This is a genomic window from Streptomyces polyrhachis (genome assembly GCF_042663125.1).
Lineage (GTDB): Bacteria > Actinomycetota > Actinomycetes > Streptomycetales > Streptomycetaceae > Streptomyces > Streptomyces polyrhachii.
In genome coordinates this window covers 34,843-54,783 of sequence record NZ_JBHSZO010000031.1, presented here as the reverse complement: position 1 = coordinate 54,783, position 19,941 = coordinate 34,843, and the positions used below count along the sequence as shown (strand labels likewise).

Sequence of the window (19,941 nt, the reverse complement as noted above, 5' to 3'; positions counted from 1 at the left end):
ACCTCTGCGTAACGGATCGGACACCGTTGTGGTCGCACCCCCGGCCCACTGTCGTGGTGATCAGACAGGATGGGCGCACAGGCAGTCGCAGGAGGGGACCGAGATGAGCTACAACCAGCCACCGCCGGGACCGTACGGGGGCGCCGGGCAGCAGGGGCCGTACGGCTCGCCGCCCGGACCGTACGGCGCGCAGGGGGCACCCAGTCCGTACGGGCAGCCGCCGCAGGGGGGTTACCCGCCCCCGGGACAGCAGCCCGGCCCGTACGGGCAGCCGCCGCAGCCCGGATACGGGCAGCAGCCCTACGGGCACCCCGGCTTCCCCGCCCCGCCGCAGCCGCCGGGGAGGGGCGGGCGGACCGCCGCCGCCGTCATCGCCGCGGCCGTGACGCTGGTGGTGATCGTCGGCGGCGCGGCCTACCTCATCGGCTCCGGTGGCGAGGAGGGCGGCGGGGACGGCAAGCGCACCTCGGCGGGCGGCGGCGAGGAGCCGACGGCGAAGCCCGTGAAGTACCGGCTCACCACCCCCGCCACGCTCGCGGGCGACTGGACGCAGGACACCTCCAAGTCCGGCGGCAAGTCGCTGGGTACGAGCGAGGTCGAGCATCTGGAGGAGCTGGGTGTGAGCGCCGACGGCACGGTGGGCGCCCACTACAAGGACGGCACGAAGGCCGCCCCCAGGCAGCTGCAGTTCTCCGGTGTCTACGGCACGGTGACGGACCCGGGGCGCGCGGTGGACGGCGCCTTCGAGAAGCTCACCGCCGACTCCGCGGGCGAGTCCTCCGACGGCGCGAAGGCGGAGCCGGTCGGCGCCCCGCAGTCCTTCCGGCCGGCCGGGCTGGAGGAGGGGGCGGTGCTGAAGTGCGTCAGCGTGCGCTTCACCAAGACCAGCGACAGCGGCAAGGAGCTGAGCTTCGAGTTCCCCAGCTGCGTGTGGGGTGACGCCAGCACCGTCGGCTACACCGCCGTCAGCGATCCGGCCGCCCTCTTCAACGGCCGCACCATGGAGCTGAGCGAGGCGGCGGACCTCACCGCGCGGGTGCGCTCCGAGGCGCGCCAGGAGCAGGCGGTCGCGGGCTGACCGCGTCCGTACGGGAGGCCGGCCGCGTCCGTACGGCAACGGGAAGGGCCGCCCGGATCACACCGGGCGGCCCCCTCGTCGTCCGTACGGCCGCGGGCTACGCGCTCTTCTCGTGCCGCGCGCCCTGCTGCTCGCCGACGCGCGAGCGCGGCACCAGGGTGGGGTTGACGTTGGAGTGGACGACGTCGGCCGTGATGAGCACGCGCGCCACGTCCTTGCGGGACGGCACCTCGTACATCACCGACATCAGCACCTCCTCCATGATCGCGCGCAGGCCCCGCGCGCCCGTGCCGCGCAGGATCGCCTGGTCGGCGATGGCCTCCAGCGCGGGGAGGTCGAACTCCAGCTCCACACCGTCGAGTTCGAAGAGCCGCTGGTACTGCTTGACCAGTGCGTTGCGCGGCTCGACCAGGATCTGCAGCAGGGCGTCGCGGTCGAGGTTGTGCACGGAGGTGATGACCGGGAGGCGGCCGATGAACTCCGGGATCATCCCGAACTTCACCAGGTCCTCCGGCATGACCTCGCGGAAGTGGTCGGAGGAGTCGATCTCGCGCTTGGAGCGGATCGTCCCCCCGAAGCCGATGCCCTTGGCGCCGGCCCGCGACTCGACGATCCGCTCCAGCCCGGCGAAGGCGCCGCCCACGATGAACAGCACGTTCGTCGTGTCGATCTGGATGAACTCCTGGTGCGGGTGCTTGCGCCCGCCCTGCGGCGGCACCGAGGCGGTGGTCCCCTCCAGGATCTTCAGCAGGGCCTGCTGGACGCCCTCGCCGCTGACGTCGCGCGTGATCGACGGGTTCTCGCTCTTGCGGGCGACCTTGTCGATCTCGTCGATGTAGATGATGCCGGTCTCGGCCTTCTTGACGTCGTAGTCGGCGGCCTGGATCAGCTTGAGCAGGATGTTCTCGACGTCCTCGCCGACATAGCCGGCCTCGGTCAGCGCGGTGGCGTCCGCGATGGCGAAGGGGACGTTTAGCATCCGCGCGAGGGTCTGGGCCAGCAGCGTCTTGCCCGAGCCCGTCGGGCCCAGGAGCAGGATGTTGGACTTGGCCAGCTCGATGCCGTCCTCGCGGCCGGCGGTCTCCCCCGCCTGCACCCGCTTGTAGTGGTTGTAGACGGCGACCGAGAGGGCCTTCTTCGCGGCCTCCTGGCCGACGACGTAGCCCTCCAGGAACTCGTAGATCTCGCGCGGCTTGGGGAGCTCCTCCCAGCTCACCTCGGAGGACTCGGCCAGCTCCTCCTCGATGATCTCGTTGCAGAGGTCGATGCACTCGTCGCAGATGTACACGCCGGGACCTGCGATGAGCTTCTTCACCTGCTTCTGGCTCTTTCCGCAGAACGAGCACTTCAGCAGGTCGCCGCCGTCACCGATGCGTGCCACGAGGTGTTTCCCCTTCGCCGTGCGTTCCGTCTGGGATCTTTGAGGTTCGCTACGACGGAACCTGGGTTGCCTATCGAAGGTACCTTGCCGGAAGCCCCGAACGGCCCCCCTTGGAACGAACTCACTTGGTCGTGAGGGTCACAGGAGGGCCGTTGTGGTATGGGCCCCGGCTTCGAACCGAGCTTCGAACCGAGCTGCGGACCGAACCGCTGATCGGACCGCGAACCGCGGGTCAGCCGCCCATCGGGACGGAGGTCTTGCGGGTCGAGACGATCTGGTCGATCAGCCCGTACGCCAGCGCCTCCTCGGCCGTGAGGATCTTGTCGCGCTCGATGTCGTCGCGGATCTTCTCGATCGGGTGGGTGGAGTGCTTGGCCAGCATCTCCTCCAGCAGCGCGCGCATGCGCAGGATCTCGTTCGCGGCGATCTCCAGGTCCGAGACCTGGCCGCGGCCGGTCTGACCCTGCGGCTGGTGGATCAGGATGCGGGCGTTCGGCAGCGCCATGCGCTTGCCCGGCGTGCCCGCCGCCAGCAGCACCGCGGCGGCGGAGGCCGCCTGGCCCATGCAGACCGTCTGGATGTCGGGCTTGACGAACTGCATCGTGTCGTAGATCGCGGTCAGCGCGGTGAAGTCGCCGCCGGGGCTGTTGATGTAGACCGAGATGTCGCGGTCGGGGTCCATCGACTCCAGGCACAGCAGCTGCGCCATGACGTCGTTGGCGGAGGTGTCGTCGATGGGCGCGCCGAGGAAGATCACCCGCTCCTCGAAGAGCTTGGCGTACGGGTCGTACTCGCGGACACCCTGGGAGGTGCGCTCGATGAAGCGCGGGATCATGTAACGGGACTCGGCGGCGAGGGCGCCGCGACCGTCCGCCTGGTAGCGGTCGAACAGGCCGCCGGGGAAGTTCTGCATGGTTCGGATCCGTCCGTGAGAGCTGTTACGAATACGGGGGCTGAGGCCCGACGGGGCGACTCAGGCGCCCGTGCCGCCGCCGCCCGGGATGTCCGTGGCGGAGCCGATGACCTCGTCGATGAGGCCGTAGTCCTTGGCCTCCTGGGCGCTGAACCAGCGGTCGCGGTCGGCGTCACGCGTCCACTGCTCCAGGCTCTGGCCCGTGTGCTGCGCGGAGAGCTCGCCCAGGCGCTTCTTCGTACGGATCAGCTGCTCGGCGTGGATCTTGATGTCCGAGGCGGAGCCCGCCAGGCCGGCCGACGGCTGGTGGATCAGGATCTCGGCGTTCGGCAGCGCGAAGCGCTTGCCCGGGGCGCCGGCGCTGAGCAGGAACTGGCCCATGGAGGCCGCCAGGCCCATGGCGATGGTGACGACGTCGTTCTTGATGAACTGCATCGTGTCGTAGATCGCCATGCCGGCCGTGACGGAGCCGCCCGGGCTGTTGATGTAGAGGTTGATGTCCTTGTCCGGGTCGGCGGCCAGGAGCAGGAGCTGCGCGGTGATCTTGTTGGCGATGTCGTCGTCGACCGGCTGGCCGAGGAAGATGATCCGCTCGTTGAGCAGCCGGTTGTAGACCTGGTCGCCGAGGCCGCCGAAGGCCGGCTCGCCCGCACCGGAAAGCATCGGGTTCGTCACGTTCCACCTGCTCGCTAGTCCGACGGCCACTTCCTGGCCGTCTCATGTCTTCTCAACTTGCTATGGACCCTAACGCGCGGCCTGGCGGGTGCCATCCCGGTTCCGGAACTGTTCGCTGTGAGCGCAGGGCACGGGAGCGCGGGGCCGTTCGGCGCCGATACGCGTCCCCGGACACGGCAACGGGGCCCCGGCGCGCACACCGCGCGCCGAAGCCCCGTACACCTGCGTCAGACGATCACGCCTTGCCGGCGTCCCCGTCCGTGTCGGCCGCGTCGGTGCCGGCCGCTTCGGTGGCGTCGGCCGCCGAGGCCTCGACGGTCTCCGTCTCGTCCTCGCCGTCGAGTTCGTCGAGGTCCACGACCTCGCCGTTGCTGTCCTTGACCGTCGCCGACTCCACGACCAGCGCCAGCGCCTTGCCGCGGGCGACCTCGCCCACGAGCACCGGCACCTGGCCGCCCTCGACGACCGCCTGCGCGAACTGGTCGGGCGACATGCCGGAGGAGGCCGCGCGGCGCAGCAGGTGCTCCGTCAGCTCGTCCTGGCCGACGTTGACCTTCTCGCGGGCGACCAGCTCGTCCAGGACGAACTGCGTCTTGATGCCCTTGACGGCCTGCTCGCGCAGCTCCGCGTCGAACTCCTCGGCGGTCTTCTCCTGCACCTTGAGGTAGCCCTCGATGTCCAGGCCCATCCGGGAGAGCTGGTGGTGCTCCAGGTTGTGCTTGCGGGTGTTGACCTCGTCCTCGAGGAGCTTCTCGGGGACGGGGATCTCGATCATCTCGACGAGGGCCTCGAGGACCTTCTCCTGCGCGGCGGTGGCCTGGTCGTACTTCTTCATCTGCTCAAGGCGCTTGACGCTGTCGGCCTTCAGCTCGTCCAGCGTGTCGAACTCCGAGGCCAGCTGGGCGAAGTCGTCGTCCAGCTCGGGCAGCGTACGCTCGGCGACGGCGGTCACCTTGACGCCGATCTCGGCCTCCTTGCCCGCGGCGGTGCCGCCCTTGAGCTCGGAGGTGAAGACGGCCTCGCCGCCGGCCTCCAGGCCGGTGACGGCGGCGTCGATGCCGTCGAGCAGCTCGCCGGAGCCGATGGTGTACGAGACACCCTCGGCGACGCCGTCCTCCAGGACCTCGCCGTCGACCTTGGCCTCAAGGTCGACGGTGACGACGTCGCCCTCGGCGGCGGCGCGCTCCACCGGCGTGGTGGAGGCGAAGCGCTCGCGGAGCTGCTCGATGGACTGCGCGACGTCCTCGTCGGTCACCTCGACGGCGTCGACCTCGACGGCGATGTTCGAGAAGTCCTCGGGGAGCTCAAGGGAGGGGCGGACGTCGACCTCGGCGGTGAAGGACAGCAGCTCGCCGTCCTTCAGGTCGGTGATGTCGACGTCGGGCTGGCCCAGCGGGTTGACCCCGGCCTCGTTGACGGCCTCCGTGTAGAACTTCGGCAGCGCGTCGTTGATGGCCTCCTCCAGCACCGCGCCGCGACCGACCCGCTGGTCGATGACGCGCGCCGGGATCTTGCCCTTGCGGAAGCCCGGGACCGCGATCTGCTGGTTGATCTTCTTGTACGCCGCGTCGAGGCTGTCCTTGAGCTCCTCGAAGGGCACCTCGACAGTGAGCCGAACCCGAGTCGGGTTCAGGGTCTCCACGGCGCTCTTCACGGTTCGGTCTCCTTGGGGCTGACTGCTGTGGTTGTGGCTCTATGGCTCTGGCCGACGGCCGGGTGCGGCGCGGCGACTCGTCCGAGAGGCGCTGCCCGTCACGTCCGCGTGTGATGCGCCGGACACAGGGGAGCGCAGCATGCATAGTACCGGCAGCGGGAAGGGGCCCCGAAAGGCGCGCCTCCCGCCCGTGGACGCTCGGCGCCGACCATGCCGACGATGCCGACGCCCACGATGCCGGAAGGCACCTCGCGCTCTGCAGTCGGGGTGGCCGGATTCGAACCGACGACCTTCCGCTCCCAAAGCGGACGCGCTACCAAGCTGCGCCACACCCCGCAGGTGCGCGAGTAGACTACCGCGCCGCGACCACGCCCCGTACCGGATCGCCACCCTCCGCCGCCGGCGTGCGGATCACCCCCGCGACCCGCTACGATGCCTCCGGTACCGCGTCGTGGACGCGGTGCACGCGGGCGTAGCTCAATGGTAGAGCTCCAGTCTTCCAAACTGACTACGCGGGTTCGATTCCCGTCGCCCGCTCCACACGGCCCGGGGCCGGGTCGGAGGATCATCCTCCGACCCGGCCCCGACGCGTTCGCGGTCTTCATTCCAACCCTGCGCGCCGACTCGGTCCGCGGTTCGGAACCCCAGCCAGGTCACCGCCGCCATCCGGCAGAACCGGCCCTTCCCCCGACTCCCGCCCGGCCCCGTCCGCCCGTTACGATCGAAGCCACCCGCGGAGGGGGACGAGGCCGTGAACGAGGAGCACTCCGTCACGCGGGGCGAGGCCGCGCCCAGGCCGCACCCGCGCGCGGCCCGTGGCTGCACGGCCGTCTTCCTTTTCGCCTGCGCCGTGCTTGCGGTGCTGTTGAGCTTCATGGCGACCTCCGAGATGGAGTCGTCTCCCGGACTGCGGGAGAACATGGCGCCATTGGCCGTCTGCACACTGGCGTTCGGAGCGTTGTCGGCCGTTGGCGGACTGGCGCTCACCGGCCGGCGGTCCTACGGCGGATCGGCCGCCGCCATCTGCCTCGGCCTCCTCATAGCCCTGCGGATGTGGACACTCGCGCCGGCACTTCACTGCTGGTCGTACGACAGCGTGGGACGCGATGCCGACGGCTCGTACCGCTGCGTCAACCGGGAGCACACGGCTCCCTGAGGTTTTCTCAACGCCCTAGTGCGTTTCGCGGTTGGAGGAGTAAGTGCATGGCCAAGAACCGTCCGCGCAGCGTGACACTCGCCGAGATTGTCGCCTCTTTGCCGCCGGCCCCGGAGCCGTCCGTGGAGGGGGTGCTGTCGCCTGCCGGTCGCAAGGAGTTCGTGGACGACACGGGCCGGCGCTGGCTGAGGGTCCGCGGACCACTGGATCCCAGGGTCGCGCGGCGGTTGGTGGCCAGGGCAGACGCGTTGATCGTGGGGGAGGTGGGCGGCGGGCGGCTCCGGCACGTGCCTCCCGCCGACCGGGAGACGACCTGGCACCGGGTCAAGGAAAGACCCACGGGGGACTCCGTGCCGGGTTACGCCCCGTACGAGTTCGTCTCCGAGGACGGGATGACGCTGCTGTACTTCGAGGAGGGCTGTTGAGCGTCCCTCCCGGGCCGGCGGCAGCATCCGCCGTACCACCCGCGGGGGTTGGTCAGCATCCGTGGTGCAGGGGGTTGAGGGGGCTGCCGGTTCGAGGGGCGAGTTCCACTGTGTACGTCCGGCCGCCGGCGTCCGTGAGGAGCAGGCGGTCGGGTGTGGCCCAGGTGGTGCTCTTCAACGCGTATGCCTCGCCGTCGCCGTTGAGGCAAGCGACCTGCCACTCCCGGGCGTTGAGGCCGCCCCCCTGGATGACCGTCACCCGGAAGAGCAGGTCGATCAGGGCCGATCCGTGCCAGAGCACCGCGCGGCGGTCGGCTCCGTTCGGGGCAGGGAGCGTTTCCACCTCGGTCCAGTTGTCGTCGACGAGGAGGCTGGGAAGGAGACCCGACAGCAGGACGAGAATGCCTCCCGCCAGGATCGGGATGCACAGGATGAGCGGAAGCGGGCGTATCGCCGCGCCGGCCATGGCGATTGCCGCCACTGCCGCGGCCCATTCGATCAGGGAGACAGGGCCGTCGAAGACCCTGAGCAGGACGACCAGATGCGTGCTCTGCGCGTAGTGGCCTCCCACCGGGTAGGCAGCCGCCAGGAGGAGTGCCGCGCACAGCAGGGCCGAGCCCGTTCCGCGGTGGTGGCGCTGCCAGGGGCGTGCGGTCTTCCCGGTCGGCGCCTCCGTGGTCGCCTCCATAGCCGCCGTCTCCCTAGTCGCGGCAGATCAGGAGGAGGGCGCGGTCGTCCTTGATGTGTTTGGCGACTGATTCGATCAGGTGCCAGGCCGCGCCTCGGAAGCTGGTGGCCACGTAGCGGTCCGCTTCGCCGGTGAGGCGGTCCATGCCGTCGGAGAGGTCGCGGTCGGGGCCTTCGACCAGGCCGTCCGTGAAGAGCATCAGGACGTCGCCGCGGCGCAGGCGGCCTTTCGCCGGGTCGAAGTGGGCCTCCTCCAGGACGCCCAGGAGGGGGCCTTCGGCTGTCTTCTCCTCCCAGCGGCCCGTGCCCGCGCTCAGTTGGACGCCGGGGACGTGGCCGGCCGAGAGGAGTTCGTAGTCGCCGGACTCCAGGTCCAGGACCAGGTGGACGGAGGTGGCGAAGCCCTCGTCCCACTCCTGGCGCAGCAGGTAGCCGTTGGCCGCCGGGAGGAAGTCCTGCGGGGGGAGGGAGCCGAGCAGGCCGCCGAAGGCGCCGGAGAGGAGCAGGGCGCGCGAGCCGGCCGCCATGCCCTTGCCGGAGACGTCCGTGAGGACGACCTCCAGGACCTGGCCCTCGTGGGTGCGGGCGGCGACCACGAAGTCGCCGGAGAAGGACTGGCCGCCGGCCGGGCGCAGGGACATCTCCGCGTGCCAACCGCTCGGCAGGGAGGGCAGCTTGCTCTGGACGCGGATGCGCTCGCGCAGGTCGAAGAGCATCGTCCCGCCGCGCCGCCAGGGGACGCCGACGCGCTGGCGGAACTGGGCGAAGACCAGCCCGGTCAGCCCCACCGCCGCCACCACCAGCACCGTCCCCGGTGTCACGCGGGCCGGCCCCTGCGCGTACGGGCCCAGCGCCATCGTCTCCACGATCAGCGCGGCCGCCGCGGCGGCGTACAGCGCGAGCAGGCTGGCCGGGCGCAGCAGCAGGCCGCCCAGGACTATCGGCAGGACGAGGGCGGAGGCGGAGACCCACTCCGGCTGGGTGATCGTCCCGAGCGCGAGGGCGGGGACGGCGAGCAGCAGGGCGACCAGGGCTATCCAGTCGGAGCCGTCGCCGCGGAAGTAGTCGACGGCGGAGCGGCGCAGGCTGACGCGCGCCCGGTGCAGCGACTTGCGCCACCGGGGCCCCGGAGCGCTCCTCCGGCCCGTCCGAACTCCACCTGCCATGCCCCGGGACCCTATCCACCCGGACGGCCGTGCGTCGATCTCCCGGACCGTCACCCGTATGCAATTACGAAAGGGTATGCGAAATTCGCTCGCGTGGCTGTGAAACCCCTGTTAGGGATGGGGACATGGGCATGGAACTGCGTGAGATCGAGGCCGCCGGGTGGGATGCCTGGTTCGGCCAGGTGATGGTCGCCTTCGGCGGGGTGACGGACGGCGTCGAGGAGCAGCGCTTCTACCGCAGCGTCAACGAGCCCGAGCGCTCCATCGCCGCCTTCGACGGCGGACACATCGTCGGTACGGCGGGGGCGTTCTCCTTCCGGATGGCGGTGCCGGGCGGTGCTGTGGTCCCCGTGGCGGGGGTGACCTGCGTGGGGGTGGAGCCGACGCACCGACGGCGGGGCGTGCTGACCGCGATGATGCGCCGCCAGCTCGACGACGTACGCCGTCGCGGTGAGGCACTGTCGGTGCTGCTGGCCTCCGAGCCGCAGATCTATCCGCGCTTCGGGTACGGGGTGGGCTGCTCGACGCTGCGGGCGGAGGTCGACACCGCGCGGGTGGGGCTGCGGATGCCGGCGGGGGCCGAGCGCATCCGGCTGGTACGGGCCGACGTGCACGCCTCGCTCGCGGAGTGCGAGCGGCTCTACGCGGCGCGCTTTCGCGGGCGGCCGGGGATGTTCGAGCGGGCGCCGGGGTGGGAGTACCGGCCGGTCCTGGACGAGCCCTCCGAGCGCGGTGGGGCGTCTGCGCTTTTCTGCGTACAGGCTTTCGACGGCGAGGAGTTGGCGGGCTACGCCCGTTACGCCGTCGCACCCCGGTGGTCGCCCAGCGGGCCGGACGGCGCCGTGTACGTACGGGACGTCGAGGCGCTCTCCCCCGCGGCGTACGCGGCGCTGTGGCGCTACCTCTTCGACATGGACCTCACCTCCACCCTGCACGCCCGCCATCTGCCGGTGGACGATGCGCTGCTGCGGCTGGTCACCGATCAGCGCCGCTGCCGACTCCAGCTGCGGGACGGGCTGTTCGTCCGCGTGGTGGACGTGCCCAAGGCACTCGCGGCGCGCACGTACCAGCTGCCGGTGCGGGTGGTGCTGGAGGTGTCCGACCCCTTCTGCCCCTGGAACGAGGGGCGTTGGCTGCTGAGCGGCGACGCGCAGGGGGCGACGTGCAAGCGCACGGAGGAGGCGGCCGAACTGGCGCTGGGCGCCGAGGAGTTGGGCGCGGTCTACCTCGGGGACACCTCGCTGCTCTCGCTGGCGGGCGCGGGGCGGGTCGCCGAGCTGCGGCCGGGGGCGCTGGCGGAGGCGTCGGCGGCCTTCGGGAGCGCGGTGGCGCCGTTCTTCTCGCACGGGTTCTGAGCGCGGGCCCCGAGCGGGTTCTAGGCAGGGGCCGGCGGCTGGCAGCCCGGGCACCAGAAGAGGTTGCGGGCGGCCAGTCGCTCGGTGCGGACCTCCGTGCCGCAGACGTGGCAGGGCAGGCCCGCGCGGCGGTAGACGTACACCTCGCCGCCGTGGTCGTCCACGCGCGGCGGGCGGCCCATCGCTTCCGGGAGATGCTCGGGGCGCACGGTGTCGATGCGGTTGTTGCGGACGCCCTCGCGCATCAGCGCCGCCAGGTCCGCCCAGATCGCCGTCCACTGCCCGTGCGTGAGGCGGTTGCCGGGGAGGCGGGGGTCGATGCCGTGGCGGAAGAGGACCTCGGCGCGGTAGACGTTGCCGACGCCGGCGAGGGTCGCCTGGTCCATCAGGAGCGTCGCGAGGGGTGTGCGGCTGCGGGAGATCCGGGCCCAGGCGGCCTCGCCGTCGTCGCCGCGCAGCGGGTCGTCGCCCAGGCGGGCGTGGAGGGCGTCCTTGTCGGCGTCCGTGAGCAGTTCGCAGGTGCTGGGGCCGCGCAGGTCCGCGTAGCCGGCGCCGGTGTGCAGGCGCAGGCGCACGGCGCCGACGGGCTCGGGCGCGGGTCCGTCGCCGAAGGCGACCTTGCCGTACAGCCCGAGGTGGACGTGGACCCAGCCCGCGCCCGCGAAGCCCAGGAAGAGGTGCTTGCCGTGGGCGTCGGTGCCGGTCAGCCGCTTGCCGTCGACCAGCGCGGCGCCCTCGGCGAAGCGCCCCTGCGGACTGGCCGCGCGCAGTGCGCGGCCGCCGAAGCGGATGCCGAGGTCGCCGGCCAGCCGGTGGATGGTGTGCCCTTCGGGCATCAGCCCTGCTGCTGGGGGTGGTGCGCGGGGATGGGGGGCAGTTCGTGGGTGCGCTCGTAGTCGCCCAGCATGTCGATGCGGCGGACGTGGCGGGGGTCGCCCGTGAAGGGGGTGGTGAGGAAGACCTCAAGCATCGACTCGGCCTGCTCGGGGGTGTGCATCCGGGCGCCGATGCTGAGGACGTTGGCGTTGTTGTGCTCGCGGCCCAGCCTGGCGGTCTCGTCCGACCAGGCGAGGATCGCCCGCACGCCGGGCACCTTGTTCGCGGCGATCTGCTCGCCGTTGCCCGAGCCGCCGATGACGATGCCCAGCGCGTCGGGGTCGGCGGCGGTCTTCTCGGCCGCCCGCAGGCAGAAGGGGGGATAGTCGTCGGCCGCGTCGTAGATGTGCGGTCCGCAGTCGACAGGCTCGTGGCCATGGGCCTTCAGCCAGTCGACGAGGCGGTTCTTCAGTTCGTAGCCGGCATGGTCGCTGCCCAGGTACACGCGCATGGCAACGAGTGTGGCATGCCGGTCCGGGCCTGGCTCCCCGGGGTCGCGGGCCGCTTCCCGGGTACGGCGAAGGGCCGCCACCCGGGCGGCCCTTCCTCTCGTACGGGCGTCTCGTACGGGTGTCTCGTACGGACCGACGCGCCCGGTGTCAGCCGCGGTCGCCCAGCAGCTTCCACGCGGTGGGCAGGACGCCCATCGCCAGCGCGGCCTTGAGCGCGTCGCCGAGCAGGAACGGCGTCAGGCCCGCGGCCACGGCGGCGGAGGCGGACATGTCCAGGGAGAGGGCGAGGTACGGGACGCCGACGGCGTAGATGACCGCGCTGCCCAGGAGCATCGTGCCGGCGGTGCGCCACACGTCGCGGTCGCCGCCGCGGCGGGCGAGGGCGCCCACCAGGGTGGCGGCGAGCGCCATGCCCAGGACGTAGCCGAAGGACGGCAGCGCGAAGGAGCCGGAGGCGCCGCCGGCGAACCACGGCATCCCGGCCATCCCGGCGAGCGCGTAGAGCAGCAGCGAGGCGAAGGCGCGGCCCGTACCCAGCGAGGCGCCCACCAGCAGTGCGGCGAAGGTCTGCCCGGTGACGGGGACCGGCGAGCCCGGGATCGGCACGGAGAGCTGCGCGGCGGCGCCGACCAGGGCGGCGCCGCCGACGACGAGCGCGACGTCCCGGACGCGGGCGCCGGGCAGCAGGTCGGCCAGCGTGGCGCGGGTGGCCCGCGGGGTCAGGACGGCGGTGGTCATCAGTGCTCCATGTTCGATGGGGGCGCCGGAGGCGCGGGGCGCGGACCTACGGGGGGACGGTGCGACCCTAACGCCCGGCGTCGGGGCGCGGCTTGGTCAGAGTCCGACAAAGGTGCGGCGTGCTCTTTTGTCGCCCTCCACCCCAGCGGGCGGTCAACCACGCAGGTCGCGTGAGGTAGGTCACGCGGGAGGGTAGTGGGGGGTGCTGTGGGATTCCTCCAATCCGGGGTGGGAGGTAGCGGGAGGTGGGGGCGGGGCGTCGCGGGACGCTGTCAGTGCCGCGGCCTACCCTTGGGCGGGTGTGGGGGCTTTACGGGGAGTTGGAGCTTTTGCGGGTATCGGCATTCCTTCGCCGCGCCTGATCCCCCTCCACCGACCCGCTCCCCCTCGCCACCGCCCCCTCTCTCGCCACCGCCCCCTCCTCCCCCCGTGACATGATTTCGGCGTCTGTCCGTATGTCGAAGGAGACGGCGAAGTGCCTGGTGAGAATCTGACCCGCGAGGAAGCCCGGGAGCGGGCCCGGCTGCTGTCGGTGGACTCCTACGACGTCGAGCTGGATCTGCGCGGCGCCCCGCTGGCGGAGGAGAAGACCTTCCGCTCGGTGAGCACCGTGCGCTTCCGCGCCGCCGAGCCGGGCGCCTCGACCTTCGTGGACCTGCTGGCCCCCGAGGTGCGCGCGGTGACCCTCAACGGGCGCGCGCTGGACCCGGCCGAGGTCTTCGACGGCACCCGGATCCGGCTGGACGGCCTGGCAGCCGACAACGAGCTGACGGTGGACGCCCGTTGCGCCTACAGCCGCACCGGTGAGGGCATGCACCGCTTCACCGACCCGGAGGACGGCGAGGTCTACCTCTACACGCAGTACGAGCCCGCCGACGCCCGCCGGGTCTTCGCCACCTTCGAACAGCCGGACCTGAAGGCGCCGTTCACCTTCACCGTGACCGCGCCCGCCGACTGGCTCGTCCTGGGCAACTCCGCCGAGAGCGGCCCCGCCGAGCGGCACGACGACGGCTCCGCCACCCGGCGCTTCGCACCGACGCCGCCCATCTCCACGTACATCACCGCCGTGCTGGCGGGCCCGTACCACCACGAGGCCGACCACTACACGCGCGTCCTGCCGGACGGCTCCGTGCTGGAGATCGAGCTGGGCGCGCAGTGCCGGCGCTCGCTGGCCAAGCACTTCGACGCCGACGCGGTCTTCGACGTGACCAAGCAGGGGCTGGACTTCTTCCACGACAACTTCGACTACCCCTACCCGTGGGGGAAGTACGACCAGGCGTTCGTGCCCGAGTACAACCTCGGCGCGATGGAGAACCCCGGACTGGTCACCTTCCGCGAGGAGTTCATCTACCGGGGCAAGGTGACGCGCGCGGCCTACGAGCGCCGGGCGAACGTCATCCTGCACGAGATGGCGCACATGTGGTTCGGCGACCTGGTCACCATGCAGTGGTGGGACGACCTGTGGCTGAAGGAGTCCTTCGCCGACTTCATGGGCTCCTTCGTCCTGGCCGAGGCGACGGAGTTCACCGAGGCGTGGACGACCTTCGCCAACCAGCGCAAGGCGTGGGCCTACCGGGCCGACCAGCTGCCGACCACCCACCCGATCACGGCGGACATCCGCGATCTGGAGGACGCCAAGCTCAACTTCGACGGCATCACCTACGCCAAGGGCGCCGGCGTCCTGAAGCAGCTGGTGGCGTACGTCGGCCGGAACGCCTTCCTGGAGGGCGCCCGGCGCTACTTCAAGCGCCACGCCTACGGCAACACCCGCCTGGCTGACCTGCTGGCCGTGCTGGAGGAGGTCTCCGGCCGCGACATGGCCGCCTGGTCGCGCGCCTGGCTGCAGACGGCCGGCGTCAACACGCTGACCCCGCAGGTCGTCTACGACGCCGAGGACCGCATCACCGAGCTGGCGGTCCTGCAGGAGGCGGCGGCGGAGTACCCGCAGCTGCGCCCGCACCGGGTGGCGGTGGGCCTCTACCGGCGCGAGCCCCAGGACGGCACCCTGGTGCGCTACGCCCGCGCCGAGGCGGACGTCACCGGGGCCCGTACGGTCGTGGCGGAGCTGGCCGGCGCCGAGCGCCCCGACCTGGTCCTGGTCAACGACGACGACCTCACCTTCTGCAAGATCCGCTTCGACGAGCAGTCGCTGGCCACCCTGCGCGACCACCTCGGGGACCTCACCGACCCCCTGGCCCGCGCGCTGGCCTGGTCGGCGGTGTGGAACCTGACGCGGGACGGGCTGATGCCGGCCCGCGACTTCCTGCGGCTGGTCACCGCCTTCGCCGGCACCGAGTCCGACATCGGCGTGCTGCAGAACCTCCAGGCGCAGGCCCGCCTGGCCGTCGACCGCTACCTGGACCCCGCGCACCGCGCGGACGCCGAGCGGGCGTTGGCCGAGGCGGCGCTGCGGGAGCTGCGCCAGGCGGAGCCGGGCAGCGGCCACCAGCTGGCCTGGGCGCGGTTCTTCGCCGCAGTGGCGCACCAGGAGTCCGAGCTGCAGCTGCTGGAGCAGCTCCTCGACGGGCACGCGGTGATCGACGGGCTGGCGGTCGAGGCGGAGCTGCGCTGGTCCTTCCTGCTGCCGCTGGCCGCGAGCGGGCGGGCCGACGAGGCCCGGATCCGCGCGGAGTCGGCGCGCGACCACACCGCCTCCGGGGAGCGCCACGCGGTGCGCGCGCTGGCCGCGCGGCCCGAGGCGGGGGTCAAGGCGGCGGCCTGGGAGTCGGTCGTGGACTCCGACGCCCTGTCCAACGCGCTGGTCGAGGCGACCATCGCGGGCTTCGACCAGGCGGGGCAGCGCGAGCTGCTGGCGCCGTACGCGGCGCGCTACTTCGAGGTGATCGAGCGGGTCTGGCGCGAGCGGTCGATCGAGATCGGCATGGCGGTGGTACGGGGCCTGTACCCGGCGCTGCAGGACTCGCCCGGGACGCTGGCGGCCACCGACGCCTGGCTGGCGGCGCACGGGGAGGCGGCGCCGGCGCTGCGGCGGCTGGTGCTGGAGGCCCGCGACGATCTGGCGCGGGCGCTGCGGGCGCAGGAGTGCGACCGGCGGTGAGCTGAGGGTCCGGCAGGCGAAGGCCCCCTGTACCCGCCGCGCGGCGGGTACAGGGGGCCTTCGTACGGGACGTGTTACTCCTTGACGTCGATCCGCACGATCTGCGGGTCGTGGTCGCTCGCCTGGTCGGCGAACTCGGCGTTGATGTGCACCACGTCGTAGTCGTACGAGCGCACCCCGGGGCTGACCAGGGTGTGGTCCAGCGTCTGCGAGTTGCCGTCGAAGACGTAGGTGTAGCGCTCGGCGGCGGGCAGCGTGGTGATCAGCGGCTTGAGGACCTTCCCGCCGTCGGTGAGGGTGGTCACCGTCTGGGAGAACTCGAAGTCGTTGAGGTCGCCCAGGACGAGCACCCGGGTGCTCTTGTCGGCGGCGAGCAGCTTGTCGACGAAGGCGTTGACCTCGGCGGCCTGCTGGTGGCGCTTGGCCTCCGAGGAGCGCGCGGGCTCCTGATAGCGGCCGTGCAGGGGCTGGTCGCCGCCCTTGGAGGTGAAGTGGTTGGCGATCAGGAAGACCCGCTCGCCGCGGAAGGTGAACTCGCCCACCAGCGGCTTGCGGCTGTCCTCCCAGGCCGCACTGGCCGGGTTGATGCGGCCGGGCGAGTGGGTGAGCTGCGGGCCCCTGTTGGTCTTCACGACGGAGGTCGCGGTGGTCGCGTCGCCGGCGGAGCGGTCGTTGAAGGTGACGCGCTCGGGGTTGAAGAGGTAGGCGAGGCGGATGTTGCCGCCGGGCTCGCCGCCGTCCTGGTTGTTCTCCGGGGCTATGTAGCGCCAGGAGTAGCGCGGGCCGCCGGCGGCGACGATCGCGTCGGTGAACCGGGCCAGGGTGCCCTCGGAGCCGACCGTGCCGTCGTTGACCGCGCCGTTGTCGTCCTGGATCTCCTCCAGGGTGACGATGTCGGGGGAGGCCAGGCTGACGGCGACCCCTTCGGCGAGGCGGTCGAACTTCTCCTGCGGGTCGAGCGCGTCGAGGTTCTCCACGTTGTACGTGGCGACCGCCAGTTCCTTGTCGTGCTGGGCCCGGGTCACCTCGCGCTCCAGCCCGGCCGGGGTGTGCGCGCCGAGCCGGGTGGCCTGGAGGGTGTAGCCGCCGAAGGAGGCGTAGTCCAGGGGGCCCTCGGTGGTGCCCGCCAGGGTGTCGCCGACGTTCGCCGTCGGGATCGGGGCGGCGGCGTCGAGGGACATCACCTTGATGCGGCCGGTGTTGGGCTGCGTGTAGGCGCCGTAGACGGTGCCGCCGCGCGGGGTCGGGTTCTCCCCGGGCTTGGCCGTCACCCACACCTCCTTGAACGGGGTGGTGGCGCTGACCGCCCGCGCGTCGGTGACCGCGGTGCGCATGCCCTCCAGGGACTCGTAGCGGTCCAGGGCGTAGGCGGCGGGCTCCAGGGGGAGCGCGTCGATGCTCGCGCCGCCGGCGCTGGGCGCGTAACCGCCGGGGATGGTCTGGGCGTTGAGCGCGGCGGCCTCGGGCAGCGCGTTGCCGGCGCTCAGGACCGTGGCGGTGGGCGCGGTGAGCTGGGTGAGGGACTGGGCGGTGCTGGACGGGTAGTACTCGCCGACCTTGCCGCTGACCAGGACGCTGTCCCCGGGCTTGACGGTGGGCAGCGCCGAGCCGGTGTAGACGAAGATGCCCTCGCTGGTACGGGCGTCGGCGTCGGCCTGCGGGTCCTGGATCCAGTAGCCCCTGGAGCCGGTGGTGCGCACGGCGGTGACGACGCCCGGGACGGCGGTGACGCTCTGCCCGGCGAGCGGCGACAGGCGCGTGGTGCCCTGGATGTCGTGGACGCGGACGGGGCCGGGCTCGGTCGGGTCCGTCGGGTCGGTGCCGCCGCCCGAACCGGGCGTCTGGCCGGCCGCGTTGACCGGCGTGGGCGCGCCCGCGCCCAGGTCGGCGGCGTTGTCGTCGGTGTCGGAGGCGGCGGTCAGGGTCGCGCGGGCGACGGAGGCGGTGTTGGAGGCGCCGGCCGCCGGGCCCGAGCCCTCGCGGACGACCGCGCTGCCGTAGCCCACGAGGTCGACGATCCGGCTGTCGGCGGCGCAGTCAGCGGCGGTCTTGCAGGTCAGCGCCTCGGTGCCGGAGACCAGGGCGATCGTGCCGGAGGTGGCGCTCATGGCGATCGAGCCACTGGCGTCCGGGGTGGGCAGCGCGGTGGTGCCGCCGGCGCCCGGGGCCTCGGCGATCAGGTAGCGGGCGCCCGGGGCGATCGAGCCGCTGAGCGCGGTGACGCCCCACTGCGAGGTGGCGGACGGGGTGCCGGGCAGGTACTGCACGGTGTAGCCGGCCAGGTCGTGGGCGGCGGTGCCCGCGTTGCCCAGCTCGATGAAGTCCCGGGTGAGGGTCGCGCCGGAGTTGCCGCCGCCGCCGTACACCTCGGTGATCATCGCGGTGCTCGACGGCGCCGCGAAGGCGGGCAGCGCGCTCAGCGCGAGGGCGCCGACGACACCGGTCGTGAGGAGGGGGTAGGCGGCGCGTCGGCACCAACGGGGTATGCCGTCTGCGGACTTGGGCACTCTGGCTGTCTCCTTGCACGGATACGCGCCGCGGACGGGCAGCGCGTGAGGCGGGGCTAGGGCACGCCCTAGGGAAATCAGCTCAAGTTACGCGCGTAGAGCCCGGTCCGCCAAGAGGTCGCGGGTTAATTTCGGGCAACAAGTGGGCAATGCGTGCATGCGGCACCGGGCCGCACACGCGCCTGCCGCGTGCTGTTTCTCCCGCACGCCTTCCGCTTCGGCCACTTGATGGCACGATGGTCGAAGGTGGGGCGTGCGGGCCGCGCGCCTCTGGCTTGCGCGCTACGTACAAGGGGTGACGGACGTGGTTATCTCACTGTCCCTGGTGCTGCTCTTCGCGATCGTCACCGTGGTGCTGATCCGCGGCGGGACGCTGAAGGCCGGACCGGCGGTCGTGGCGATCCTCTTCGGCTTCTTCCTGGCACAGACCGCCATGCAGGACGACATAAACAGCTTCCTCACCGAGATCACCAGGACGATCAGCGCGATCGGCACGTAGCCGGGTCCCGCGGTCCGGCATGCGGTACGGGACCGGGGGTGGCCCCGGACGGAGCAGCGGCTCCGATCTCGGCAGTCGAACGCCTGCGCTTTAGTGCCGCCTTGTCCCTGTTTGTCGACGGGCGTGTAACAGCGGTTAGCCCGCACGGCGGTGGTGGAATCCCCTCGCCATGAACCACGAGACCCCCCACTCCCCCCGTACCTCCTCCGTCTCCTGCAACCCCCTCCCCCTCAGCCATCTCGGCGGCGTACGACCCGCGTTGCTCACCGCGCACCAGCTCCGCGAGCACGGGGTCAGCGCCGCCGTCGCCGAGCGGCGGTGCCGGCCGGGCGGGCCGTGGCAGCAACTCCTGCCGGGCGTCTACCTGTTGCACTCCGGTGCGCCGACCGGCTGGGAGCGGCTGCACTCCGCGCTGCTCTACGCCGGGCGCGCGGACGGCGCCGTGCCCCGGCAGGGCGCCGACCCCGAGTCCCCCGGGCACGGTCCGGCGATGCTCACCGGGATGGCCGCGCTCGCCCTGCACGGCTTCGCCGACGCGCCCCGGCTGCCGGAACTGGCGGCCGTCGACGTCCTGCTCCCCCGCGAGCGCAGGCTGCGCTCCACCGGGCACGCCCGGCTCGTACGGGCGCACACGCCGCCGGCGGCCGAGGAGATCGCGGGGCTGCCCGTGGCGCCGGCGCCCCGGGCGCTGGCGGATGCGGTGGCGCGGCTGCGGGACGCCTCGCTGGTGCGCCGGCTGCTGGTCGAGGCGGTGCGCGCCGGACACTGCGACGCCGCCTCCCTGGTACGGGAGCTGGCCGGGCAGCGGCTGCTGGACGAGCCCCATGTGGCGGGCGGGGTAGCGGCGTTGCTGGCGGAGGGGCGCAGCCGGGCGGAGGAGCTGCTCTACGCGATGGTGCGGCTGCACGAGCTGCCCGACCCGCTCTGGCAGGTGGACCTGCGCCTGCCCGGCGGTCCGCATCTGGGCGGCCTGGACGCGTACTGGCCGGAGTACGCGGTGGCCCTGGAGCTGGACTGCCGCACGCCCGGCGCGGAGGAGGGCTCAGCGGGGGACGCGCTGTGGGAGGGGCACGTCGCCAAGCGCGAGACGCTGGAGCGGCTGGGGATCACCGTCGTGCACGTCACGCCGCGCAAGCTGGGCGAGTCGATGGGGCAGCAGGCGGAGGTCGTCCGCGCGGCGCTGCTGGCGGCGGCCGAGCGGGAGCCCTCGGCGTACGTGGTGGTGCTGCCGCAGTAGGGGCCGTCCGGCGCGGTGGCCACCACCTGCGAGCACGTGACCGGGACATGGCGGATATCCGCCATTCGTCACCCGAGGCTGCCG

The 19,941-nt window shown here is 72.1% G+C and carries 17 protein-coding genes and 2 tRNA genes; 8 read left to right on the top strand and 11 right to left on the bottom strand.

Features of this window, described 5'->3' with window-relative positions:
- Nucleotides 1–103: 103 nt before the first annotated feature.
- Nucleotides 104–1,078, top strand: coding sequence for a hypothetical protein (locus tag ACFQLX_RS19125; protein WP_386416818.1), 975 nt, complete (start codon nucleotides 104–106; stop codon nucleotides 1,076–1,078).
- 97 nt (nucleotides 1,079–1,175) lie between these two features.
- Here the strand turns inward: ACFQLX_RS19125 and clpX are convergent, their stop codons facing one another.
- From clpX to ACFQLX_RS19100, 5 genes are all read right to left on the bottom strand, one after another.
- On the bottom strand, nucleotides 1,176–2,459 hold the full coding sequence (gene clpX, locus ACFQLX_RS19120; protein ID WP_386416817.1) for an ATP-dependent Clp protease ATP-binding subunit ClpX: 1,284 nt from the start codon (nucleotides 2,457–2,459) through the stop codon (nucleotides 1,176–1,178).
- Nucleotides 2,460–2,691: 232 nt separating this feature from the next.
- Entirely contained in the window at nucleotides 2,692–3,372 is a 681-nt protein-coding gene (locus tag ACFQLX_RS19115; protein ID WP_386416816.1) for an ATP-dependent Clp protease proteolytic subunit, read from the bottom strand.
- Nucleotides 3,373–3,432: 60 nt separating this feature from the next.
- Nucleotides 3,433–4,047: an ATP-dependent Clp protease proteolytic subunit gene (locus tag ACFQLX_RS19110; RefSeq protein ID WP_386416814.1), complete on the bottom strand. Its 615-nt coding sequence runs from the start codon at nucleotides 4,045–4,047 to the stop codon at nucleotides 3,433–3,435.
- A gap of 235 nt (nucleotides 4,048–4,282) precedes the next feature.
- Nucleotides 4,283–5,701, bottom strand: coding sequence for a trigger factor (tig, locus tag ACFQLX_RS19105; RefSeq protein WP_386416812.1), 1,419 nt, complete (start codon nucleotides 5,699–5,701; stop codon nucleotides 4,283–4,285).
- A 262-nt stretch (nucleotides 5,702–5,963) separates the two neighbouring features.
- Nucleotides 5,964–6,037: transfer RNA gene (locus tag ACFQLX_RS19100), tRNA-Pro, on the bottom strand.
- A 130-nt stretch (nucleotides 6,038–6,167) separates the two neighbouring features.
- On the opposite strand from ACFQLX_RS19100, the gene ACFQLX_RS19095 reads away from it, so the two are divergent.
- The 3 genes from ACFQLX_RS19095 to ACFQLX_RS19085 all read left to right on the top strand — a co-directional run bounded on the left by ACFQLX_RS19095 (nucleotide 6,168) and on the right by ACFQLX_RS19085 (nucleotide 7,282).
- A tRNA-Gly gene (locus ACFQLX_RS19095) sits at nucleotides 6,168–6,241 on the top strand.
- Between the two features lie 211 nt (nucleotides 6,242–6,452).
- Nucleotides 6,453–6,857, top strand: a complete 405-nt coding sequence (locus ACFQLX_RS19090) for a hypothetical protein (protein ID WP_386416810.1) — start codon at nucleotides 6,453–6,455, stop codon at nucleotides 6,855–6,857.
- A gap of 47 nt (nucleotides 6,858–6,904) precedes the next feature.
- Nucleotides 6,905–7,282, top strand: coding sequence for a hypothetical protein (locus ACFQLX_RS19085; protein WP_386416808.1), 378 nt, complete (start codon nucleotides 6,905–6,907; stop codon nucleotides 7,280–7,282).
- A 52-nt stretch (nucleotides 7,283–7,334) separates the two neighbouring features.
- Here ACFQLX_RS19085 and ACFQLX_RS19080 read toward each other — a convergent pair whose 3' ends face one another.
- Both ACFQLX_RS19080 and ACFQLX_RS19075 read right to left on the bottom strand, forming a co-directional pair.
- Nucleotides 7,335–7,970: a hypothetical protein gene (locus ACFQLX_RS19080; RefSeq protein WP_386416807.1), complete on the bottom strand. Its 636-nt coding sequence runs from the start codon at nucleotides 7,968–7,970 to the stop codon at nucleotides 7,335–7,337.
- Nucleotides 7,971–7,983: 13 nt separating this feature from the next.
- Nucleotides 7,984–9,135, bottom strand: coding sequence for a PP2C family protein-serine/threonine phosphatase (locus ACFQLX_RS19075; RefSeq protein ID WP_386416806.1), 1,152 nt, complete (start codon nucleotides 9,133–9,135; stop codon nucleotides 7,984–7,986).
- A gap of 125 nt (nucleotides 9,136–9,260) precedes the next feature.
- Here ACFQLX_RS19075 and ACFQLX_RS19070 point away from each other — a divergent pair, with 125 nt between their 5' ends.
- Entirely contained in the window at nucleotides 9,261–10,490 is a 1,230-nt protein-coding gene (locus tag ACFQLX_RS19070; protein ID WP_386416804.1) for a GNAT family N-acetyltransferase, read from the top strand.
- Between the two features lie 20 nt (nucleotides 10,491–10,510).
- On the opposite strand, the gene ACFQLX_RS19065 is transcribed toward ACFQLX_RS19070, so the two are convergent.
- The 3 genes from ACFQLX_RS19065 to ACFQLX_RS19055 all read right to left on the bottom strand — a co-directional run bounded on the left by ACFQLX_RS19065 (nucleotide 10,511) and on the right by ACFQLX_RS19055 (nucleotide 12,556).
- On the bottom strand, nucleotides 10,511–11,326 hold the full coding sequence (locus tag ACFQLX_RS19065; RefSeq protein ID WP_386416803.1) for an Fpg/Nei family DNA glycosylase: 816 nt from the start codon (nucleotides 11,324–11,326) through the stop codon (nucleotides 10,511–10,513).
- Entirely contained in the window at nucleotides 11,326–11,817 is a 492-nt protein-coding gene (locus ACFQLX_RS19060) for a ribose-5-phosphate isomerase (RefSeq protein ID WP_386416801.1), read from the bottom strand. The genes ACFQLX_RS19065 and ACFQLX_RS19060 overlap by 1 nt, the downstream gene beginning before the upstream one ends.
- Before the next feature lie 148 nt (nucleotides 11,818–11,965).
- A complete protein-coding gene (locus ACFQLX_RS19055; RefSeq protein ID WP_386416799.1) occupies nucleotides 11,966–12,556 on the bottom strand; it encodes a biotin transporter BioY in 591 nt (196 codons plus the stop codon).
- 475 nt (nucleotides 12,557–13,031) lie between these two features.
- Here ACFQLX_RS19055 and pepN point away from each other — a divergent pair, with 475 nt between their 5' ends.
- The gene (gene pepN, locus ACFQLX_RS19050; protein WP_386416798.1) at nucleotides 13,032–15,614 is read left to right on the top strand and encodes an aminopeptidase N; all 2,583 of its coding nucleotides are present in this window, start codon (nucleotides 13,032–13,034) and stop codon (nucleotides 15,612–15,614) included.
- 74 nt (nucleotides 15,615–15,688) lie between these two features.
- Here pepN and ACFQLX_RS19045 read toward each other — a convergent pair whose 3' ends face one another.
- The gene (locus ACFQLX_RS19045; RefSeq protein WP_386416796.1) at nucleotides 15,689–18,121 is read right to left on the bottom strand and encodes an endonuclease/exonuclease/phosphatase family protein; all 2,433 of its coding nucleotides are present in this window, start codon (nucleotides 18,119–18,121) and stop codon (nucleotides 15,689–15,691) included.
- Nucleotides 18,122–18,425: 304 nt separating this feature from the next.
- On the opposite strand from ACFQLX_RS19045, the gene ACFQLX_RS19040 reads away from it, so the two are divergent.
- Nucleotides 18,426–18,620: a hypothetical protein gene (locus ACFQLX_RS19040; RefSeq protein ID WP_386416794.1), complete on the top strand. Its 195-nt coding sequence runs from the start codon at nucleotides 18,426–18,428 to the stop codon at nucleotides 18,618–18,620.
- 169 nt (nucleotides 18,621–18,789) lie between these two features.
- The gene (locus tag ACFQLX_RS19035; RefSeq protein WP_386416793.1) at nucleotides 18,790–19,857 is read left to right on the top strand and encodes a hypothetical protein; all 1,068 of its coding nucleotides are present in this window, start codon (nucleotides 18,790–18,792) and stop codon (nucleotides 19,855–19,857) included.
- The last annotated feature ends 84 nt before the right edge of the window (nucleotides 19,858–19,941 follow it).